This window comes from Vibrio sp. V04_P4A5T148, from assembly GCF_963875605.1.
Lineage (GTDB): Bacteria > Pseudomonadota > Gammaproteobacteria > Enterobacterales > Vibrionaceae > Vibrio > Vibrio anguillarum.
In genome coordinates this window covers 40,381-59,071 of the sequence record NZ_CAWNMS010000024.1, presented here as the reverse complement: position 1 = coordinate 59,071, position 18,691 = coordinate 40,381, and the positions used below count along the sequence as shown (strand labels likewise).

General features: G+C 46.0%; 19 protein-coding genes. 15 read left to right on the top strand and 4 right to left on the bottom strand.

Going from position 1 to position 18,691, the window contains the following annotated elements; genetic code table 11:
- From AACT18_RS03475 to AACT18_RS03420, 12 genes are all read left to right on the top strand, one after another.
- The coding region (locus AACT18_RS03475) for an OmpH family outer membrane protein (protein ID WP_176445987.1) at nt 1–180 on the top strand (180 nt) is incomplete at its 5' end.
- A gap of 7 nt (nt 181–187) precedes the next feature.
- Nucleotides 188–1,219 (top strand): UDP-3-O-(3-hydroxymyristoyl)glucosamine N-acyltransferase, encoded by a 1,032-nt coding sequence (gene lpxD / locus AACT18_RS03470; protein ID WP_094124760.1) that lies wholly within the window; start codon nt 188–190, stop codon nt 1,217–1,219.
- 116 nt (nt 1,220–1,335) lie between these two features.
- Nucleotides 1,336–1,767, top strand: a complete 432-nt coding sequence (gene fabZ, locus AACT18_RS03465) for a 3-hydroxyacyl-ACP dehydratase FabZ (protein ID WP_026027636.1) — start codon at nt 1,336–1,338, stop codon at nt 1,765–1,767.
- Between the two features lies 1 nt (nt 1,768).
- Nucleotides 1,769–2,557: an acyl-ACP--UDP-N-acetylglucosamine O-acyltransferase gene (gene lpxA / locus AACT18_RS03460; protein ID WP_010320113.1), complete on the top strand. Its 789-nt coding sequence runs from the start codon at nt 1,769–1,771 to the stop codon at nt 2,555–2,557.
- A gap of 105 nt (nt 2,558–2,662) precedes the next feature.
- Nucleotides 2,663–3,811 (top strand): lipid-A-disaccharide synthase, encoded by a 1,149-nt coding sequence (lpxB, locus tag AACT18_RS03455; RefSeq protein ID WP_017046603.1) that lies wholly within the window; start codon nt 2,663–2,665, stop codon nt 3,809–3,811.
- Nucleotides 3,812–3,854: 43 nt separating this feature from the next.
- Nucleotides 3,855–4,466, top strand: coding sequence for a ribonuclease HII (gene rnhB / locus AACT18_RS03450; protein WP_081245052.1), 612 nt, complete (start codon nt 3,855–3,857; stop codon nt 4,464–4,466).
- An 81-nt stretch (nt 4,467–4,547) separates the two neighbouring features.
- Nucleotides 4,548–8,027, top strand: a complete 3,480-nt coding sequence (gene dnaE / locus AACT18_RS03445; protein WP_094124759.1) for a DNA polymerase III subunit alpha — start codon at nt 4,548–4,550, stop codon at nt 8,025–8,027.
- 47 nt (nt 8,028–8,074) lie between these two features.
- A complete protein-coding gene (gene accA / locus AACT18_RS03440; protein WP_013856219.1) occupies nt 8,075–9,034 on the top strand; it encodes an acetyl-CoA carboxylase carboxyl transferase subunit alpha in 960 nt (319 codons plus the stop codon).
- A 132-nt stretch (nt 9,035–9,166) separates the two neighbouring features.
- A complete protein-coding gene (gene tilS, locus AACT18_RS03435; protein ID WP_094124758.1) occupies nt 9,167–10,477 on the top strand; it encodes a tRNA lysidine(34) synthetase TilS in 1,311 nt (436 codons plus the stop codon).
- A gap of 60 nt (nt 10,478–10,537) precedes the next feature.
- The gene (locus AACT18_RS03430) at nt 10,538–10,849 is read left to right on the top strand and encodes a c-type cytochrome (protein WP_026027913.1); all 312 of its coding nucleotides are present in this window, start codon (nt 10,538–10,540) and stop codon (nt 10,847–10,849) included.
- A gap of 110 nt (nt 10,850–10,959) precedes the next feature.
- Nucleotides 10,960–11,298: a nitrogen regulatory protein P-II gene (glnB, locus tag AACT18_RS03425; protein ID WP_010320105.1), complete on the top strand. Its 339-nt coding sequence runs from the start codon at nt 10,960–10,962 to the stop codon at nt 11,296–11,298.
- Nucleotides 11,299–11,378: 80 nt separating this feature from the next.
- Nucleotides 11,379–12,221: an endonuclease/exonuclease/phosphatase family protein gene (locus AACT18_RS03420; protein WP_026027911.1), complete on the top strand. Its 843-nt coding sequence runs from the start codon at nt 11,379–11,381 to the stop codon at nt 12,219–12,221.
- A 7-nt stretch (nt 12,222–12,228) separates the two neighbouring features.
- On the opposite strand, the gene AACT18_RS03415 is transcribed toward AACT18_RS03420, so the two are convergent.
- The 3 genes from AACT18_RS03415 to gloB form a co-directional block, all read right to left on the bottom strand.
- Nucleotides 12,229–12,915 carry a YIP1 family protein gene (locus AACT18_RS03415; protein ID WP_094125186.1) on the bottom strand — a complete coding sequence of 229 codons (687 nt, stop codon included), beginning with the start codon at nt 12,913–12,915 and terminating at the stop codon, nt 12,229–12,231.
- Nucleotides 12,912–14,483 (bottom strand): lytic transglycosylase, encoded by a 1,572-nt coding sequence (locus AACT18_RS03410; protein ID WP_094125185.1) that lies wholly within the window; start codon nt 14,481–14,483, stop codon nt 12,912–12,914. The genes AACT18_RS03415 and AACT18_RS03410 overlap by 4 nt, the downstream gene beginning before the upstream one ends.
- 72 nt (nt 14,484–14,555) lie before the next feature.
- A complete protein-coding gene (gene gloB / locus AACT18_RS03405) occupies nt 14,556–15,314 on the bottom strand; it encodes a hydroxyacylglutathione hydrolase (protein WP_094125184.1) in 759 nt (252 codons plus the stop codon).
- Nucleotides 15,315–15,350: 36 nt separating this feature from the next.
- Here gloB and AACT18_RS03400 point away from each other — a divergent pair, with 36 nt between their 5' ends.
- Nucleotides 15,351–16,115: a methyltransferase domain-containing protein gene (locus AACT18_RS03400; protein WP_013856227.1), complete on the top strand. Its 765-nt coding sequence runs from the start codon at nt 15,351–15,353 to the stop codon at nt 16,113–16,115.
- Here AACT18_RS03400 and rnhA read toward each other — a convergent pair.
- On the bottom strand, nt 16,100–16,567 hold the full coding sequence (rnhA, locus tag AACT18_RS03395; protein WP_094125183.1) for a ribonuclease HI: 468 nt from the start codon (nt 16,565–16,567) through the stop codon (nt 16,100–16,102). The two genes, AACT18_RS03400 and rnhA, sit on opposite strands and share 16 nt — an antisense overlap.
- Before the next feature lie 56 nt (nt 16,568–16,623).
- Here rnhA and dnaQ point away from each other — a divergent pair, with 56 nt between their 5' ends.
- Together dnaQ and AACT18_RS03385 are read left to right on the top strand one after the other, a co-directional pair.
- A complete protein-coding gene (gene dnaQ / locus AACT18_RS03390; RefSeq protein ID WP_094125182.1) occupies nt 16,624–17,367 on the top strand; it encodes a DNA polymerase III subunit epsilon in 744 nt (247 codons plus the stop codon).
- 8 nt (nt 17,368–17,375) lie between these two features.
- Nucleotides 17,376–18,626 (top strand): TIGR03503 family protein, encoded by a 1,251-nt coding sequence (locus AACT18_RS03385; protein WP_161439597.1) that lies wholly within the window; start codon nt 17,376–17,378, stop codon nt 18,624–18,626.
- Nucleotides 18,627–18,691: the final 65 nt, after the last annotated feature.

Sequence of the window (18,691 nt, the reverse complement as noted above, 5' to 3'; positions counted from 1 at the left end):
GAGCAAGCCTCAGCGCGTCGTGAGAGTGAAGAGAAGCAAAAACTCTTCATGGTGATTCAAGACGCTGTGAAGAAAGTTGCGGAAAAAGAAGGTTATGACATCGTTGTTGACGTGCAAGCTATGCAATATGGTAAGCCGGACTACAACCTATCAGAGAAAGTAATTAAACAACTTAAATAATATTATTATGGCAAAACTGACTTTAGCCGAATTGGCAACCATCACCGGGGGAGAGCTGTTTGGTGATGGCTCTGCGACAGTTTCCGCTGTCGCACCTATGGATAAGGCGCAGGAAGGTTACGTAACTTTCCTCTCTAATCCCAAATATAACAAACACCTTGGTCAATGCCGCGCAACGGTGATTATGGTCAAGGCTAGTGAACGTGAATTGTGTACAACCAATGTATTGGTCGTCGCTGATCCATACGTTGCTTTTGCAAAGGTGGCGCAAGCGCTGGACACGACACCGCGACCTGCGAGTGATATCAGCTCTTCTGCGGTTGTTGCACCGGATGCCCAGCTAGGGCAGAACGTTTCTATTGGTGCAAACTCGGTCATTGAGACGGGTGTGCAGCTGGGCGATAACGTCTCCATTGGTGCCGGCTGTTTCATCGGTAAAAACGCCAAAATTGGCGCTAACACCCAGTTGTGGGCAAATGTCAGCGTTTACCACGAAGTGGAAATTGGCTCGGCGTGCCTTATTCAGTCAGGTGCCGTGATTGGTTCTGATGGTTTTGGCTATGCCAATGAGAAAGGTGAGTGGATTAAAATTCCGCAAATTGGCACAGTCCGGATCGGTAATCGAGTTGAAATCGGTGCCTGCACGACAATTGATCGTGGCGCATTAGATGACACGATTATTGAAGATAACGTCATTCTCGATAACCAATTACAGATTGCACATAACGTCTGTATTGGCTATGGCACTGCAATTGCTGGCGGTACCATCATTGCTGGCAGCACCCACATAGGCAAATATTGCATTATTGGTGGCGGTGCGGTGATCAATGGCCATATCGAGATTGTCGATGGGGTCACTATTACTGGCATGGGGATGGTGATGCGTAGCATCACCGAGAAAGGCATGTTCTCTTCTGGTATTCCGTTGCAACCGAACAAAGAATGGCGTAAAACTGCCGCTCGCGTTCACCGTATCGAAGATATGCACAAGCGACTTAAAGCACTTGAAAAGTACTTAGAGCAGGAAGCGGAATCCTAATTCTACTTTTTCCCGATTAGGCTCGCCAATTGCGAGTCTTTTTCGTCTATAATGCCAAATAATTTTTGAAAGTTTTACTGTATAGGAATATGACTTTGACGACTGAAACGAAAACGATGCACATCACTGAAATTCAGAGGCTGCTTCCTCACCGTTACCCATTTCTGTTGATTGACCGTGTAATTGACTTTGAAGAAGGCAAATACCTTGTTGGCTTGAAAAATGTGTCAGTTAATGAACCTCAGTTCACTGGTCATTTTCCGCAGTTACCTATTTTTCCAGGTGTGCTGATTTTAGAAGCAATGGCACAAGCAACGGGCCTATTAGCATTCAAAACCTTTGGTGCACCGAAAGATAACGAATTGTATTACTTTGCTAGTATTGATAATGCGAAGTTTCGTAAACCTGTAGGCCCTGGCGACCAACTGATCATCGAAGTGCAGTTCATTAAAGAGCGTCGTGGTATTGCGTTATTTAATGGCGTAGCGAAAGTTGATGGTGAGGTTGTGTGTTCAGCTGAAATGAAATGTGCTCGTAGAGAGTTTTAATATGATTCATGAAACTGCACAAATCCACCCAAGTGCGGTGGTTGAAGATGGCGCTATCATCGGAGCTAACGTCACGGTTGGTCCATTTACTTACATCACCTCTGGGGTAAGCATTGGCCAAGGTACGGAAGTGATGTCGCATGTGGTCATCAAAGGAAACACCGTCATTGGTGAAGAGAACCGTATTTTCCCTCACGCCGTCATTGGCGAAGAGAACCAAGATAAGAAGTATGGTGGTGAAGATACGCGAGTCGTCATTGGTGATCGCAATGTTATTCGTGAAGCGGTGCAAATTCACCGTGGTACTATGCAAGATAAAACGCAAACAGTTGTTGGCAACGACAACCTATTGTGTGTGAATGCCCATATTGCGCACGATGTGATTGTTGGTAATCATACGCACATTGGTAACAACGCAATTCTTGGCGGCCATGTGACGGTCGGAGACTATGCTGGTGTTATGGCATTGTCGGCGATTCATCCTTTCTGTAGCGTTGGTGCTTATGCCTATATCGGTGGTTGTTCTGCTGTGGTGCAAGATGTACCCGCTTACGTGTTAGCACAAGGTAACCATGCTTCACCATTTGGCCTTAACCTTGTTGGTTTGAAGCGAAATGGTTTTGAAAAAGCCGAAATTCGCGCGCTACAAAAAGCGTATAAAGAGATTTACCGATCAGGTAAAACGCAAGCAGAGGTCTTACCTATATTGGTTGAGATGGCGAAAGAGTACCCATCGATTCAGCGTTTTACTGATTTACTAGAAAAAACTGAGCGCGGCATTATTCGTTAGTTCGCCACTGAATTTTGATTAATATCCGAAGATCGCTACTTGTTTAGCGATCTTTTGTCTTTTTGATGCCGCATAACGGCTGAGCGGATTCTGTTAGGAAACGATATGCACTCACATGAAAATCCCCTAAGAATCGGTATTGTTGCCGGAGAGCTTTCTGGCGATACATTAGGAGAAGGCTTCATTCAAGCCATCAAGCAGCAATACCCCAATGCACAATTTGTCGGTATTGGTGGCCCTAAGATGATTGCTCAAGGTTGTGAATCTTTATTTGATATGGAAGAGCTAGCCGTGATGGGTCTGGTTGAGGTGCTTGGCCGCTTACCGCGTTTACTGAAAGTTAAAGCGCAGTTGGTGAAGTATTTTAAAGCCAATCCGCCGGATGTGTTTGTTGGTATTGATGCACCAGATTTTAATTTACGACTAGAGCTTGATCTCAAAAAAGCGGGCATCAAAACCGTCCACTACGTGAGCCCATCTGTATGGGCATGGCGTCCCAAACGTATTTTTAAAATCGATGCGGCGACCGATCTAGTGCTGGCATTTCTTCCGTTTGAAAAAGCGTTTTACGACAAGTATCAGGTTGCGTGCGAATTTGTCGGCCACACACTGGCCGATGCCATTCCACTGCAACCCGATAAAATCGCCGCTCGTGAACTGTTGAAATTAGAGACAGATAAACAGTGGCTGGCTGTGCTACCCGGTAGCCGAGGGGGAGAAGTCGGTTTAATTGCCAAGCCATTTATTGAAACATGTCGACAAATCAAACAGAAATACCCTGATATTGGTTTTGTGGTAGCTGCCGTCAATCCCAAACGTAAACAGCAGTTTGAAACCATTTGGCAGGAGATCGCCCCAGAGCTCGATTTTGTTATTATTGAAGACACCGCGCGTAATGTCATTACGGCTGCAGATGCTGTGCTGCTTGCCTCTGGCACAGTCGCACTGGAATGCATGTTGCTCAAACGGCCGATGGTGGTGGGATACAAAGTGAACTGGCTTACCGGATGGTTGGTTCAGAAGCTTGCGATAACCGAATTTGTTTCACTGCCCAATATTTTAGCCGGAGAAGAACTGGTTCCTGAGTTCATTCTTGATGAATGCGACCCGCAACATCTGTTTCCTGCGGTCGATAGCATGCTTAGCCGTGATAATTCCTCTTTAATTGAACGTTTTACTGAAATGCATCACTGGATCCGCAAAGGCGCCGATCAACAAGCTGCCAAAGCGGTTTTAAGCTTGATTAACCATTAACGATTAAGAGCGATTGAAAAATAACGAGAGGAAAATAGACAAGATGGCAGAACAAACACTGACTCCTTTTGAATACCCTAAGGGCTATGTTTTGATTGCAGGAGTGGATGAAGTTGGCCGAGGTCCATTAGTGGGCGACGTAGTGACTGCCGCAGTAATCTTGGATCCGAATAATCCGATTGAAGGTTTAGCCGACTCGAAAAAGTTATCAGAAAAAAAACGCCTAGCGCTTTTTCCTGAAATTCAACAAAAGGCGCTCGCTTGGTCTGTTGGCCGCTGTTCACCAGCTGAAATTGATCAGCTTAATATTCTTCAAGCGACTATGGTGGCGATGCAACGCGCGATTGCAGGTCTAGCGATTCAACCTGATTTGGCTTTAATTGATGGCAACCGTGTCCCACAATTACCGATGCATGGTATCGCGGTCGTCAAGGGGGATATGCGTGTGGCGCAAATCAGTGCCGCCTCAATCATTGCTAAAGTGGTACGCGATAAAGAGATGGAAGCGCTCGATAAATTGTACCCACAATTTGGCTTTGCTCAACATAAGGGCTATCCAACTAAAGCGCATTTTGCCGCGATCGAACAGCATGGCGTCATCGCAGAGCACCGTAAAAGCTTTAAGCCAGTGAAACGCGTGCTGGGAATTGACTAATTGCGGGTGTCAGCCACGAGCAGATTCGCGTAGAATAACCGCCAAATCTTGTACCAAACCTAGCATCTAGGATTTTATTGCATGCCAGAACCAAAGTTTGTCCACCTTCGTGTCCACAGCGACTTTTCTATGATCGATGGCTTGTCCAAAGTGCCACCGCTTGTGAAAAAAGTGGCCGAGATGGGGATGCCTGCCGTGGCGTTGACCGACTTCACGAACTTATGTGGTTTGGTCAAATTTTATGGTACCGCTCATAACTGTGGGGTAAAGCCGATTATCGGTGCAGATTTTGTCATGCAATCCGAGGAGTTTGGTGATGAGCTCACCAAGCTGACGGTTCTAGCGAGTGATAATGTTGGTTATAAAAATCTGACCTTACTGATCTCCGATGCTTATCTACGCGGTCATGTGCAACACCTACCTGTGATTGATAAAGCGTGGCTAGTGAAATATGCCGAAGGCTTGATTGTGCTTTCGGGTGGAAAAAGTGGTGAAATAGGCAAAGCACTGCTTAAAGGTAATCAGGCGTTAGTCGATAAATGTGTCGAGTTTTATCAAACTCATTTTGTCGATCGTTTTTACCTTGAATTGACTCGCACAGGGCGAGCCGACGAAGAGAGCTATCTGCACTTTGCTCTAGAATTAGCTGAAAATAACGATCTGCCCGTCGTTGCAACCAATGAAGTGGTGTTTCTCAGCGAAGAGTTTTTTGAAGCGCATGAAATTCGAGTAGCGATTCATGATGGCTACACCATGGAAGATCCTCGTCGGCCAAAAAATTACAGCCCACAGCAATATTTGCGCTCCGAAGCGGAAATGTGTGAGCTGTTTGCCGACATTCCTGAAGCGCTGCAAAACAGTGTTGAGATTGCCAAACGGTGTAATGTTACCGTCCGTTTGGGGGAATATTTCTTGCCCGCCTTCCCAACGGAAGGAATGAAAGAAACCGAATACTTGGTGATGAAATCACAAGAAGGCCTTGAAGAGCGTCTTGAATTTCTGTTCCCCGATCCTGATGTTCGCGCACAACGTCGCCCTGAATATGATGAACGGCTGCAAATTGAGCTCGAAGTAATTAATAACATGGGATTCCCCGGTTATTTCTTGATTGTGATGGAGTTCATCCAGTGGTCAAAAGATAACGATATTCCGGTGGGACCGGGACGCGGATCGGGTGCGGGTTCATTGGTGGCTTACGCGCTCAAAATTACCGATTTAGATCCACTACAATATGATTTACTTTTCGAACGTTTCTTGAACCCAGAACGGGTCTCAATGCCCGATTTTGACGTCGATTTCTGTATGGATAAACGTGACCAAGTTATTGATCACGTTGCTGAAATGTATGGTCGTGATGCGGTATCACAGATCATCACCTTTGGTACTATGGCTGCCAAAGCGGTCATTCGTGACGTGGGACGCGTGCTTGGTCATCCGTTTGGATTTGTCGACCGCATTTCAAAGCTTATTCCACTAGATCCAGGAATGACACTCGAAAAGGCGTTTAAGGCTGAACCCGCGTTACCTGAGCTGTACAACAATGACGAAGACGTCAAAGAGCTGATTGATAAGTGCCGAATTCTAGAAGGTTGCACGCGTAACGCTGGTAAGCATGCGGGTGGGGTGGTGATCTCCCCAACCACAATTACCGACTTTTCGCCGATTTATGCGGATGCTGAAGGGCATTTCCCCGTTACTCAATTTGATAAGAACGATGTTGAAACCGCAGGCTTAGTCAAGTTTGACTTCTTAGGTCTACGTACCTTAACCATTATCGATTGGGCACTAGGGCTGATTAACCCGCGCTTACAACGAGAAGGCAAAGAGCCCGTTCGTATTGAAGCTATCCCGTTAGAAGACCCAGTTTCATTTCGTGTATTGCAAAATTCTGAAACCACCGCGGTATTCCAGTTAGAATCGCGCGGCATGAAAGATCTGATCAAACGTCTCCAGCCAGACTGCTTCGAAGATATCATTGCACTAGTGGCTCTGTTTCGCCCTGGGCCTTTGCAATCGGGTATGGTGGATAACTTTATCGACCGTAAACATGGCCGAGAGGCGATCTCCTACCCAGATGAAAAATGGCAACATGAGTCATTAAAAGAAATTCTAGACCCAACCTACGGCATCATCTTGTACCAAGAGCAAGTGATGCAGATCGCCCAAGTCCTAGCCGGATACACACTAGGCGGCGCGGATATGCTGCGCCGTGCGATGGGTAAGAAAAAGCCAGAAGAGATGGCCAAGCAGCGGGCGATTTTTGAAGAAGGTTCGATAAAAAACGGCGTGGATGGCGAATTGTCGATGAAAATCTTCGACTTAGTAGAAAAATTCGCCGGTTACGGGTTTAACAAATCGCACTCTGCGGCTTATGCTCTGGTTTCTTATCAAACCTTATGGTTAAAAACCCACTACCCAGCCGAATTTATGGCGGCAGTAATGACGGCCGACATGGACAACACCGAAAAGGTGGTTGGCTTAGTGGATGAATGTTTACGCATGAATCTTAAAGTGTTACCACCGGATATTAACGCCGGTTTGTACCGCTTTAACGTCGATGAAAATGGCGCGATTGTCTATGGTATTGGCGCGATCAAAGGTGTGGGTGAAGGGCCGATTGAAGCGATTTTAGAAGCGCGCACAGCAGGCGGTTATTTTAAAGATTTGTTTGATTTTTGCGCCAGAATTGATTTGAAAAAAGTCAATAAGCGTGTGATTGAAAAGCTTATTTATGCGGGTGCTTTGGATCGTTTAGGCCCACACCGTGCTGCAATGATGGCCTCATTAAATGATGCTGTGAAAGCGGCCAGCCAATTCCACCAAGCTGAAGCCTTTGGTCAGGTTGATATGTTTGGTGTATTGACTGATGCGCCAGAAGAAGTAGAGCATAAATATACGCAAGTCCCCGAGTGGCCTGAGAAAGTTTGGCTTGAAGGTGAGCGCGATACATTAGGCCTTTATTTGACCGGGCATCCAATAAACGCACATATTAAGGAACTTGCGAAGTACACCAGTTGTCGACTAAAAGATGCCACGCCAACGCGACGCGATCAATCCGTCACTTTAGCGGGGTTAGTGATTGCTGCTAAAGTCATGACCACCAAGCGTGGCACGCGGATTGGCATCATGACGTTAGATGATCGTTCAGGACGTATGGAAGTGATGTTATTCTCTGATGCGTTAGAGCGGTATGCAGAGCTGTTAGAAAAAGATAGAATTTTAGTGATTTCTGGACAGGTCAGCTTTGATGACTTCAATGGTGGCCTTAAAATGTCGGCGCGCGAAGTCATGGACTTGGGCAGTGCGCGTGAAAAATATGCCCGTGGCTTGTCGATATCGATTGAACAATCACAGATAGACAGCCAGTTTTTTGAGCGCTTTAGTCAGATCTTAGAGCCTCACCGAGCAGGGACTATACCTGTCAATGTATACTACCAACGCGCAGAGGCGAGAGTGCGACTCACTCTTGGTACGCAGTGGCGTGTAACCCCAAGTGATACATTGTTAGACGAATTGAAACAGCTACTTGGCAAAGATCAGGTAGAACTCGAATTTAACTAAAATTTGGCGTCAAATATGTTGAACGCTGAGTATAAAAGGATCGGTAGATGAGCCTAAATTTTCTAGAATTTGAAAAACCAATTGCTGAACTTGAGGCTAAAATTCAGGCGCTACGCGACGTGTCTCGCCATGGTGGTGATAAGTCCGTTGATCTCGACAAAGAGATCGAACAGCTAGAAAAGAAAAGCTTAGAGCTTAAGAAGAAAATCTTTGGTGATTTAGGGGCATGGCAAGTGGCTCAATTGGCACGCCATCCACAACGCCCTTACACGCTTGATTACATCAACCATGTCTTCACTGAGTTTGACGAGTTGGCTGGTGATCGCGCTTTTGCTGATGACAAAGCGATTGTCGGCGGCATTGCTCGTTTAGAAGGACGTCCGGTGATGGTGATTGGTCACCAAAAAGGACGTGAAACGAGAGAGAAAGTAAGACGTAACTTCGGAATGCCAAAACCAGAAGGCTATCGCAAAGCGCTACGTTTGATGAAAATGGCTGAACGTTTTGGCATGCCTATTATTACCTTCATTGATACCGCAGGTGCTTATCCTGGTGTTGGCGCTGAAGAACGTGGCCAATCTGAAGCGATTGCTACAAACCTAAAAGTGATGTCAGGCTTGAAAGTGCCAGTTATTTGTAATGTTGTCGGTGAAGGTGGCTCTGGTGGCGCTTTAGCGATTGGCGTGGGTGACTACGTGAACATGCTGCAATATTCCACTTATGCGGTAATTTCGCCAGAAGGATGCGCTTCAATCTTGTGGCGAGATTCAGATAAAGCGCCGCAAGCGGCTGAAGCGATGGGCTTAGTCGCTCCTCGCTTAAAAGAGCTTGAGCTGATTGATGAAATTATCGAAGAACCATTAGGTGGCGCGCATCGCGATCCAATACAAATGGCCGCCAATATGAAAGCAACACTGCTAAAACAGCTTGCTGATTTAGAGCCGCTGAATGAAGAAGCATTATTGGCTCGTCGTTATCAACGTTTGATGAACTACGGCTACTGCTAAACAGCAGAGCGAACAATAAATAAAAAGGGTTGGATTCTGTCCAGCCCTTTTTTATCGGCCCGATTTCAGGACTGGTTTGCTTGGCGCGTTTCAAGGTAAACTGGCATCAATTCCTCTTAGCGCTGAAAACCCATGTCTGAACTTTATTCGCTATTTTCACACGTTATCAATCGTCATCGCTTAGCAAGCAGCCAATTAGTCTTGGGTTTTAGTGGTGGCATGGACTCGCGGGCGATGCTTGAACTATTGGCGCAATATCGTGACGAAACCTCCTGTGAGTGCTGCGCTGTTTATGTTCATCATGGATTAAGTCAACATGCCGATGAGTGGGCCAAACAGTGCCAGCGCTGGGCCCAACACGCCGCGATCCCTTTTTTTATTGAACGGGTGCAACTCGATACCGCTAGCGGTGAAAGTTTGGAGTCATTGGCGCGTATGGCGCGTTACCAAGTTTTAGCGAAATACATTAACACTGACGATTTGTTGCTAACTGGACAGCATAGCGATGATCAGATCGAGACATTTTTTCTCGCGTTAAAGCGTGGTAGTGGACCCAAAGGACTTTCTTCGATGGCACAAGCGATGCCATTTGGCGCGGGGAAAATCGTCCGTCCTTTGCTTGCGGCGACTCGCGTACAGATCGAAAGCTTTGCCGTAACCCAGAATTTGGATTGGGTCGAGGACGAAAGCAACCAAGATACCCGTTTTGATCGTAATTTTATCCGCCATCACATCACGCCAGTTCTTACGCAGCGCTGGCCGCATATTCACCAAGCGGTTGCTCGTAGTGCGACATTGTGTGCTCAGCAGCAGGTGTTGCTTGAAGAGCTGCTACAAGAGGCAATGCAAGAGGCAAAGATGCCTGATGGCAGTTTATCAATTACTGCGCTTTCTCATCGCAGCGAATTAGCACGCTATCAATTGCTAAGAATGTGGCTTGCTCAATTGGGGGAGCCAATGCCGACTCAAGAACATTTGGCGATGATTTGGCAACAAGTGGCGTCTGCGCGTATTGATGCTAATCCTCGGCTTAAACTAGGGCAAAGTGAGATCCGCCGCTTTGACCAAAAGCTATATTGCATCCAAACTTATCAAGACATTTCAGATTGGCAGGCGATGATTGTGCCCGATCAATCACTAACCTTGCCTGATGGACTAGGTAATCTGAGGTTATCGTCTCATGGTGCTAGCAAGGGAATAGCTTTGCCCGATGATTGCCATCAATTAAGCGTTACGTTTAATCCTGAAGGGCTGGCAGCATGCCCTTCAGGACGAGTGGGAAGTCGAAAGCTAAAAAAATTGTTCCAAGAGTATGGCGTGCCGAGTTGGTTACGACGAAGAACGCCAATATTGATGCATCGGAATCAAGTGGTTGCGATTGCAAATTTATTTGTTGATCGTGACTTCAGTGGGCAAGATTGTGAACTCATCTGGGACAAATGAACGCTTTTCATGCAAAATTCGTATAAAACATACAATGAATATGGACATAAAGGTGGAGCAATGAAAAAAGTCGCGATTGGAATAGTTATGGGTTTTACGTTGTTAGCGGGAAGCGCGTTTGCTGGAGACCCAGCCGCAGGGCAAGCCAAAGCGGCTATCTGCGCGGCGTGTCACGGCGCAGACGGGATTGCCCTTATTCCGGGATACCCAAATCTAAAAGGGCAAAATGAGCAATACCTTATCTCATCAGTTAAAGCCTACAAGAATAAAGAGCGTAATGGTGGTTTAGCCGTCGTAATGCAAGCGCAAGCGGCAATGCTCAGTGATGCCGATATTGAAAACTTAGCGGCCTATTTCGCAAGTCTTAAGTAAATGACAGTGAACGGGTTTCAATCAGCCCAAGCGTTGCTTGGGCTTTTTATTGATTGTTTTTTTTTGCTAGCAGATAATGCCACCAATTGACGAAAGTGTAAGGGATGAACATGAAAAAAATCGAAGCCATTATTAAGCCATTTAAACTTGATGACGTCCGCGAAGCGTTAGCTGAAGTAGGGATCACGGGTATGACTGTTTCTGAAGTAAAAGGATTTGGTCGTCAAAAAGGGCATACTGAATTGTACCGTGGCGCTGAGTACATGGTGGATTTCTTACCTAAAGTGAAGCTTGAAATTGTGGTGACTGACGATGTCGCTGATCGCTGCGTTGACACCATTATTGAGACGGCGCAAACGGGAAAAATTGGTGATGGTAAAATTTTCATTACTAATATTGAACGAGTGGTACGAATTCGTACCGGTGAAGAAGACGAAGACGCTATTTAGCCGTACACCGAGAAGAAGGGAGCCAATGGCTCCTTTTTTGTCTCTTTATTAATACATCCCTACCAATTTTGTTGAACGTTATGAAAAGAAAATATCTGCTTGTTTTGCCGCTGTTGCTGATTACCGCGGCTGTGGTTAGTTTTTTCTCTATTTTTACTATTCCTTCAACGCCGCAATTGTTGACTATTGATGGGAAAAACGCTTCATCTCCACTGATTTGTTACGATAATCCAAACGCTCGCGCAATTGATGTGCGTGGTCAGCTTAATGTACTGGTTTGGAATATCTATAAACAAAATAGAGCAACATGGCAAAGTGAGCTGGATAAATTCAGCCAAGATGCCCAATTGGTGTTGCTACAAGAAGCGAGCATGACCTTGTCATTGAAAGAGTGGATCAGCCAAAAGCAGTGGGGAGGGACACAAGCGGATGCTTTTCGTGTTTTTGGTGAATCAGCCGGAGTGTTAAATCTTGGCAGGCAGATGCCAGTATTAGCGTGTGCTTACACCGAATTAGAGCCTTGGTTACGCTTACCCAAATCGGCGATTTACGCCCTGTATCGTTTAAGTGATGGTCAGACTCTGGCGGTTGTAAACCTGCATGCAGTGAACTTTACCTATGGAACGCAAGAGTATACCAATCAGCTGGAAGCGTTACTCGTTCAATTAAAAACACATCAAGGGCCGGTGATTGTCGGTGGCGATTTTAATAGCTGGAGTCAAGCAAGAATGGACACATTAACCGCTGCATTAAATCGTGTGGGTTTGAAGGAAGTGTCGTTCGAACCCGATCACCGTGTTCAGTTTGTAACGGGCTTGGTGCTTGATCATCTTTTTTATCGCGGTTTAACACTACTCAATGCAAAAGCGCCCGTAACGGACGCTTCTGATCATAACCCACTATTGGCGAGTTTTAGTTTATAACCACTTTCTAGCTGATGGCGATGTACAGCGCCCAAATCAGGTAATAGCCAATCCAAGGCAGCGCCGAAATCACCAGAGCTTGGCCGCGTTCAAGCTCTGTCCATGCGCCCACCGCCGCGTAGCCAAGTACGATGTACCAAGGCAAAAGCAGTGGGAAGGAGCTGGCAAATTGAGACCAATCATTAGTCAGTGGCAACTTAATTAGGCCATTTAAACTATTAAGGTCAGCAGCGTAAGTCATCACGTGGCCATGTTTGAGTAATAAGCTCGCGTAACTGGCGAGATCGCCCAACACGGCTGGGAAAGTGATGACAGCACTTGCGGCAAACCAACGCCAGAAACCGTGCTGATGTTGGCTCTGCTTGGTCGCCAAATTGAACCACAATGCCAACATGAAAATCGTTAGCGTGCGGCCTACCACATCACTGATAATTTCGCTGGCCATCAAGGTGTTGGCATCTAACATTTCAAGCTGAGCGGGGTTGACCATAGCCAACTGCGCCGAGAGCCCAGCTTTTAACCATTCAAGGTTAACCACGTCAAAATAAGCCCCCCAAAATAGAAAGGGACTCAGGATTAAAAAGAGATAAGGTTGCCAACCCCATATGCCGCGTTGATAAAGGGCTAAAAAACAAGACGTGGGGGAACGGAAAATATCCACCAACATGATTAACGGGTTACTGGAAGGATTCATACACTGACCTTAGTGACATCGACGTAGAGCTTGAGTTTTTGACCCGGCTTTAAGTACTTTTGGTTTGCAAGCTCGTTCCATTTTACAATGTCGAGGCTTTTGACTTTAAACTTATTAGCGATGGCGCTGAGTGTATCGCCGCTACGCACTTGATAAAAGACGGTGCGAATGATGGCACCCTCACTGCTATTTTTCCAAATGACCAGTTTTTGGCCAATCTTCAACGTGTCTCTTGGCCCCATACCGTTCCACTTTGCTAAGGACTGATGGGAAACATTGTGCTGTTTGGCAATGCTCCATAAGCTATCACCTCTGGCTACCGTATGAGACAGCTTATACTGACCACGGGCCATCGCTTGCGTTTTTGCTAAGCGGTTACTGGCACTGAGTGCGTATGCTTTTTCGTCTTTTACGGATGTTGGGATCATTAAATACTGCCCAACGCGAATGACGTTGCCATTGAGATTGTTGGCCGTCTGAATTACTTTGCTGGTGGTATTGTGCTGTTGAGCAATCTCACTCAAGCTATCGCCGGATTTTACCTTGTAGCGTACTAATTTCATCCCCTTACCGCGATTCTCTTCAACTTTCTGAGCAAAGCGTTCCACTTTATCTACTGGGATAAGCAGTTGATGAGGTCCCGTCGGCGAGGTCGCCCATTGATTGTAAGCCGGGTTGTAACTTTGCAACTCTTTCACGCTCATTCCGGCGTAATTGGCGGCAATGGCAAGATCAAGCTGTTCTTGAGGGTCGACTAACGTTAACACTGGTTTGTTAGCGATCGCTGGGATTTCAATGCCATATTTTTCTTGATTGGCAACAATATCGGCCAGTGCGAGTAATTTAGGGACGTAGCCTGTGGTTTCATCGGGTAAATCGAGTGAGAAAAAGTCGGTTGGTTTACCAGCCTTGTGATTTTTACGAATCGCGCTAGAGATCCGCCCACCACCGCTATTATAGGCGGCAATCGCATGGCTCCAATCACCATCAAAACGCTTATTTAATGCAGTGAGATAATCCAAAGCCGCATCGGTGGCGGCGTCTACATCTCGTCTTCCGTCATACCAAAAATTTTGCTCTAGGCCATACATCTCTCCCGTACTCGGCACAAATTGCCACAGCCCCGCAGCGCTACCGTGTGAGTAGGCAAAGGCATCAAACGAGCTTTCAACAATAGGTAAGAGTGCTAACTCAAGTGGTAAGCCGCGCTGCTCAATTTTCTCAGTGATAAGGTAAAGAAATGGCTTTGCTCGCTCGGCAACAGTTTGTAGGTGATTAGGGTGTTTAAGATACCAAGTTCGATAATAATTCACTGATTTATGATCTGGGATATCCATCGACAACTGCATTGCGATGCGCTGCCATACGTCCGCTTGCTCTTGTGGCGTGATCACTTTCGGCGTTGTCTTTTTTGCAGATGACGACTTTTGTTTAGCCATCTCTTTTTGTGTCTGAATCTGAGGGCTATTTGCCTCTTTGGCATTTGGCGCTGTTGTTTGGTCTGTTGGCTGAGTGATTTGGCACCCCGCTAACAAGAGCACCATCACCCAGCTAAATTGAAATCGCATCTATCTCAGCCCTTTGACTTAATGGCTGCTGATAATACTTGGCACTTTATTGCTATGACAAGCAGCAAATCGTCAAAATTCGTTCTTCCACTCACGTAACGCGGTAAAAATTGATAGAGGATCGGTTTGTTGAGTACGATTCGCGACGGATTTCATCACACTCTCTTGCTGGGTCCGCAAAAATGGATTGATCCATTTTTCTTGGCGGATCGTGGTCGGTAATGTCGATTTCTGCTGGGCTCGGAGCCGGTTGACGGTATCTCGATACTGTTGAAGTTGGTCATTATCGGGCTCAACGGCTAAAGCAAATGCGACGTTACTTGCGGTATATTCGTGCGCGCAATAGACCTCAGTCTCTTCTGGCAATGCGGCAAGTTTACACAGTGACGTAAACATTTGCTCCATTGTGCCCTCAAAAACACGGCCACACCCTGCGGAGAACAGTACATCGCCACAAAACAGTTTATTGTCACCGACATAGCCTATGTGGCCTTTTGTGTGTCCTGCGAGATCAAGCACCATAAAGATTTCATTGAACAGTTCTAGCTGATCGCCAGCTTCAACCGTGTGCGTTAAGGTAGGAATAGGTTCATGAGCGGGACCAACAACGTTAATGCTGGGAAACTGGCGAACCAGTTCTGCAACACCACCAATGTGATCATGGTGATGGTGGGTAATTAATATTGCTTCGAGCGTTAATTGATGCTTCGAGAGGTACTCAAGCACTGGTGCTGCATCACCGGGATCGACCACAGCACAACGCTGATCGCTATTTTGGATCAGCCAGATGTAATTATCATTAAATGCGGGTATGCTTTTGATCTGTAACATGAGTATCTCCAATCACCGAGGTGAAATAGGTTATCGATGAAGCCAGCGCGTAGCGAAAAAAAATTAGATAAGCCTCATTCTTGGTCCCAACTTAAAAATGGCCAGTGGGTTAGTGATTCTATTCAGACTCGGCTTGATGAATGGTGCTCTAAATTATTTGGCTATCATATGCTTAAGCTCGGTGGTTTGAGTTGTGAGCTTGCCAGTTGCAACTGCAATATTCAACACCAAGTTCATCTTGATATTGAAAACCCACTCCATACGGTGATTGCCGATAGCTACGAACTGCCTTTTCTCGAAAAGAGTTTTGATGTGGCTATTTTAGCGCACCAACTGGATTATTGTGGCGATCCGCACCGTATCTTACGCGAAGTTGATCGCGTGATGATGGATGATGGCTACATCATTATTACGGGGTTTAATCCAATCAGTTTTACGGGGATCGCAAGTTTGATGCCTTGGCGAAAACATAACTTACCTTGGAGCGGTCGTATGTTTACCGCTAACCGAATTAAGGACTGGCTGAGTGTCTTGAACTATCAAGTGATTGACTGTGACCAATATGCCCTTTTTCCGATGCAAAAATATCAACCCATGTGGGCGTGGTTGGAAAATGGTATTGGCGACTGGGCCGCTCCATTTGGTAGCCTGTATTTCATTGTAGCGCGCAAACGTACTTATCCCTTGAAACCGATTAAACCTCATTGGCGTTTTAAACGGCGTCTTTCGCCAGTTAGCTTGAACTACCGTTTATCAACTCAGAACCAAGATAAGGCCTGTGACCCTTATTCGGATGCTTGATACCCAATATCGTCTTCGGTTGGGTTTTCTGCTGCATTGCGTGCTAATTCATCGCACATTTCATTTTCACGATGACCCGTATGGCCTTTCACCCAGCGCCAGTCAATGGTATGGCGGGCGCTTTCTTTATCGAGTGCTTGCCATAAATCGGCATTCTTCACTGGCTTTTTATCCGATGTTTTCCAACCGCGTTTTTTCCAGTTGTGGATCCACTGAGTAATACCTTGACGAACGTATTGGCTGTCTGTGGTGAGAATAACATTACATGGTTCTTTCAGTGTTTGCAGTGCAACCACTGCCGCTAACATTTCCATTCGGTTGTTAGTGGTGAGTCGGTAGCCTTTGGCTAACGTTTTTTCGGTTTCTTTGTAACGAAGGACAACCCCATAACCACCCGGGCCAGGATTACCTAAGCAAGATCCATCAGTGAAAATTTCCACCTGTTTTGTCATGATTTGATACTATTAGGTTACGCACATTATTGGCATAGTCTGACATACATATCCTTATGAATACTAGCAGCAATTCCCAATCCCAACGTATCGTCGTTCTCGATACGGAAACCACGGGTATGAACCGTGAAGGCGGCCCTCATTATGAGGGACACCGCATTATTGAAATCGGTGCCGTTGAAATTATCAACCGCAAGCTGACAGGCCGCCACTTCCATGTCTACCTGAAACCCGATCGTGAGATTCAGTTAGAAGCGATCGAAATCCACGGTATTACCGATGAGTTTTTGATGGATAAACCGCAATATCGCGATGTGCATCAAGAGTTTTTAGATTTCATCAAGGGAGCTGAGCTGGTGGCACACAACGCTCCCTTCGACGTCGGTTTTATGGATTACGAGTTTCGCAAGCTCGACGCTAAAATCGGTAAGACGGAGCAGTATTGCAAAGTGACCGATACGCTTGCTATGGCAAAGCGTATTTTCCCCGGCAAACGCAACAATTTGGATATACTTTGTGATCGTTATGGTATCGATAACTCACATCGTACCTTGCACGGTGCATTGCTCGATGCGGAGATATTAGCGGACGTTTATCTGCTGATGACAGGTGGGCAAACCTCTTTACAATTTAATGCTGGAACGCGCAGTGATGGCAGTGTGGGAGGAGAGTCAATAAAACGAGCTATCGCAGGTCGGAAAAAGCTAAAGGTTTTGCATGCTTGTGCCGATGAACTACAAGCACACCAAGAAAGATTGGATCTAGTCGAAAAGAGTGGAAGTTGCCTTTGGCGTCAGTAGGAGAAAATATGTTGAGGATAATGGTGGCTATTGCTGCGCTGATGTGGAGTATTGGCGTTTTTGCGGCAAATCCCTCCTCGATGTCGCTACTCGATAATCGTTTTCGAGTGGATCCAACCATTTCACAAATTACTTTTGTCGTGTATCGCGAAAAGTCATCTCAGCCAGTGGTGCTTGTGCGGCCAGATGGTAAGAAATATTACGCGTGGCGGTACGATGAGAATATGCGTTGGTATCAAGAACCCACAATGGATATCATTTCAATTGATAAGCCAATGCCTGGCCCTTGGCAGGCTATAGGAAAGGTTTCGCCACAAAATAGCATTAAGCTAATCTCACACTTGCAATTGGATACAGATGTATTTCCTAGCCGTTTGTATCATGGTGAAGAATTAAAATTTACAGCTCGCTTAACCTCCGACGGTAAGCCTTTATTGTTGAGAGACTTTCTCGATAGAGTCAACTTAAAAGTAACCTTTACTAAATACGTTGAAAATGAAGAAGATCTGATTAAAGAAGCGCGTCCATTACCGGAAGTGATTGGTGAATTTGCCGATGATGGACGTGGTTTAGATGAACAGCCAGGTGATGGCATTTTCACTGTAGCGCTGCCCATCACCCCAATGCCGGGTAAGTATCGCGTTAGGATCACCTCTGGCAACGGCGTGTTTTTACGCGCCCAAGAGCAAGAGGTGCTGGTTTACCCAGCTCCAGTCTCAACCACCTTTATCCAATCTCGTGTTGATGGTGCGCCACATCAAATTGTTTTTTCGGGTGAGCAAGGAATGATAGCCCCAGGCTCCATCGTTGCCCATGTCGAACATGCGAATATTTATGATGATATCTTTATTACTGAGGGGCAGTCAGAAAAAGAGGCGCTAAAGTTAAGTTTAGAAATTCCATACAATGGAGACAACGGTAACTATCGTTGGTCTGGAAGATTGTATGCGACAGAGCTTGCCAGCCAGCGTCCACTTTACTTCCCGCTTGCTGAGCATACTTACAGCGTGGTTGATGATGTCAACATTGAGGAGACTCGCCGCTTACAGATTGAAGAAGAAATCCAGCAGCGTAAGCTTGAACAAGAGCAGTTGATTATTCAGATGAGAGAGGAAGCAACGAGCCGCAGTATTATGTTCATCGTGATTGGTAATATTGGTGCGATATTGATTGGGCTTTTGGCGTGGTTTGTGATGCGTAAGATTAAAGCGAAAAAGGCGTTGCAACCCGAATTACAGTTGAATATGCCGAAGAAATAACAAGGGATGTTGCCGAGTTGGCAACCTCTTGATTCTGTATTCCAGTCATAAAAAAGGGCGTTTAA

Coding starts and splice junctions, on each gene's coding strand:
- lpxD (WP_094124760.1), top strand. CDS start 188: ATGGCAAAACTGACTTTAGCCGAATTGGCAACCATCACCGGGGGAGAG.
- fabZ (WP_026027636.1), top strand. CDS start 1,336: ATGCACATCACTGAAATTCAGAGGCTGCTTCCTCACCGTTACCCATTT.
- lpxA (WP_010320113.1), top strand. CDS start 1,769: ATGATTCATGAAACTGCACAAATCCACCCAAGTGCGGTGGTTGAAGAT.
- lpxB (WP_017046603.1), top strand. CDS start 2,663: ATGCACTCACATGAAAATCCCCTAAGAATCGGTATTGTTGCCGGAGAG.
- rnhB (WP_081245052.1), top strand. CDS start 3,855: ATGGCAGAACAAACACTGACTCCTTTTGAATACCCTAAGGGCTATGTT.
- dnaE (WP_094124759.1), top strand. CDS start 4,548: ATGCCAGAACCAAAGTTTGTCCACCTTCGTGTCCACAGCGACTTTTCT.
- accA (WP_013856219.1), top strand. CDS start 8,075: ATGAGCCTAAATTTTCTAGAATTTGAAAAACCAATTGCTGAACTTGAG.
- tilS (WP_094124758.1), top strand. CDS start 9,167: ATGTCTGAACTTTATTCGCTATTTTCACACGTTATCAATCGTCATCGC.
- AACT18_RS03430 (WP_026027913.1), top strand. CDS start 10,538: ATGAAAAAAGTCGCGATTGGAATAGTTATGGGTTTTACGTTGTTAGCG.
- glnB (WP_010320105.1), top strand. CDS start 10,960: ATGAAAAAAATCGAAGCCATTATTAAGCCATTTAAACTTGATGACGTC.
- AACT18_RS03420 (WP_026027911.1), top strand. CDS start 11,379: ATGAAAAGAAAATATCTGCTTGTTTTGCCGCTGTTGCTGATTACCGCG.
- AACT18_RS03415 (WP_094125186.1), bottom strand. CDS start 12,915: ATGAATCCTTCCAGTAACCCGTTAATCATGTTGGTGGATATTTTCCGT.
- AACT18_RS03410 (WP_094125185.1), bottom strand. CDS start 14,483: ATGCGATTTCAATTTAGCTGGGTGATGGTGCTCTTGTTAGCGGGGTGC.
- gloB (WP_094125184.1), bottom strand. CDS start 15,314: ATGTTACAGATCAAAAGCATACCCGCATTTAATGATAATTACATCTGG.
- AACT18_RS03400 (WP_013856227.1), top strand. CDS start 15,351: ATGAAGCCAGCGCGTAGCGAAAAAAAATTAGATAAGCCTCATTCTTGG.
- rnhA (WP_094125183.1), bottom strand. CDS start 16,567: ATGACAAAACAGGTGGAAATTTTCACTGATGGATCTTGCTTAGGTAAT.
- dnaQ (WP_094125182.1), top strand. CDS start 16,624: ATGAATACTAGCAGCAATTCCCAATCCCAACGTATCGTCGTTCTCGAT.
- AACT18_RS03385 (WP_161439597.1), top strand. CDS start 17,376: ATGTTGAGGATAATGGTGGCTATTGCTGCGCTGATGTGGAGTATTGGC.